The sequence below is a fragment of the Devosia sp. genome (assembly GCF_036676215.1).
In the GTDB taxonomy this organism is placed as follows: Bacteria; Pseudomonadota; Alphaproteobacteria; order Rhizobiales; family Devosiaceae; genus Devosia.
The window spans coordinates 1-1,705 of record NZ_JAKFDJ010000177.1; the positions used below are offsets into that span (position 1 = coordinate 1).

General features: G+C 65.9%; 2 protein-coding genes. Both read right to left on the reverse strand.

Features of this window, described 5'->3' with window-relative positions:
• Window positions 1-15 precede the first annotated feature (15 nt).
• Window positions 16-771 (reverse strand): ABC transporter ATP-binding protein, encoded by a 756-nt coding sequence (locus V6M52_RS15020; protein ID WP_332701601.1) that lies wholly within the window; start codon window positions 769-771, stop codon window positions 16-18.
• Window positions 768-1,601, reverse strand: a complete 834-nt coding sequence (locus V6M52_RS15025) for an ABC transporter permease (RefSeq protein WP_332701602.1) — start codon at window positions 1,599-1,601, stop codon at window positions 768-770. Before V6M52_RS15025 ends, V6M52_RS15020 begins: the two co-directional genes overlap by 4 nt.
• Window positions 1,602-1,705 lie beyond the last annotated feature (104 nt).

Consider the following 1,705-nt stretch of genomic DNA (forward strand, 5'->3'; position numbering starts at 1 on the left):
GCGGCGGACGATCTGTCAGGCGGCGGCCAGCAGTTCGTGCAGCTTCTTGACGTCGGTGACGGGGGAGGCGACGCCGCCCTCGATCCGCATGACCTTGTTGCAGTAGAGCCGGATCAGGTCGAGGTCGTGCGAGGCCAAGACCAGGATCCCGGCCCGCTCCATCAGGCCGAGCAGGCGCTTGTGGGCGATCTTCTGGAAGTCGGCGTCGCCCACGGCGATCCATTCGTCCATCAGGATCACGTCGGCCTCGACGGCCGTGGAGACGGCGAAGGCCAGCCGCGCCTGCATTCCGGCGGAGTAGGTCTTCAGCGGCATGGCCAGGAAGGGACCGAGGCCGGTGAACTCGGCGATCTCCTCCAGCTTGTCCTCGATCTCCCGCGCCGTGAGGCCGGCGATGCGGCCCCGCAGGCGGATATTGTCCAGGCCGGTGGCCGACGGATCGATGCCGAGGTTGAGATCCAGCAGGGCCGCGATCTGGCCGTGGACATCGATGGTGCCCTCGTCGGGCTCATAGGCCCCCGAGAGCGCCCGCAGCAGGGTGGTCTTGCCGGACCCGTTGTGGCCGATCAGGCCCAGCCGGTCGCCGGCCTTGAGCTTCATATTGACCTTGGAGAGCGCCGTGACCTCGGTGGCGCCGGTCATGGTGCGGCCAAGCTTGCCGCCCACCGTGATGCTGGCCAGCCGCTTCTTCAGCGACTTGGCGTCCACCCCGTAAACGGGGAAGCGCAGGGTGAGATCGGTGACTGTGATCGAGACCTGGGGACCCTTCATAGGTAGTGCACGATCCGTCGGCGAATGTTGGAGAAGATGGAGAAGGTGGCCAACCAGCCGGCCAGGGCCATGCCGCCCAGCACAAGGTAGGTCAGCGGCTCCACCGCCTGGCCCAGCAGCGGCGCGCGGACCGCTTCCAGCATGTGGTAGAATGGGTTGAGCAGCAGCACCGCGTGATCCAGCAGCCGTCCGCCGGGCAGCCAGAACACCGGAGTCATGAACATGGCGAACTGGGTCACGGAGGCCACGATCTGCGGGATGTCGCGGAACCGGGCCGAGGCCATGGCCGCCGCCAGGCAGATCCAGCCCAGATTGAACATCACCAGGATCACGCCCGCCACGGACAGGAGGACGTTGGCGTCGCGCCAGTGATCGTAGAACACCAGCACGGCCAGGATGATCACCAGGTGGTGGGCCAGGTTGATGACGTTGCGCAGCACCGTGCGCCAGATGAAGGTCATCATCGGCAGCGACGTCTGGCTGAGCATGCCCGAGGCGCCGACGAAGGCGCCGCAGCCCTCGACGATCACGTTGGAGATCAGTCCCCAGAACACGATGCCGATGGCGACAAAGGGGATGAAGTCGTTGACCGGGATTCTGAACAGGTTGGCGTAAAGGAAGCCGATCCCGGCCACCATCAGACCCATGGAGAGAGTGATCCAGAACGGGCCGATGATCGATCCGCGGTATCTGGACACCACATCGTGCCAGGCCAGCGACCAGGCCAGGCCGATCCGTCCGAAGGAGGCGCGCAGGTCCGCGAACGCCATGCTGAACTCGTGCATGGGCCCGCGCCGACCGGTGCGCACCATGTGTTGTACGGATTGCATCTCGTCTCCCGACAGACTTCCGGACGCGAAACGTCCGTAAGCCGCCGCGCGGTGGGTAACAGGTCGCTTTTTGCGGCGCAAGCATGGCGGACGCGGCGGAATCG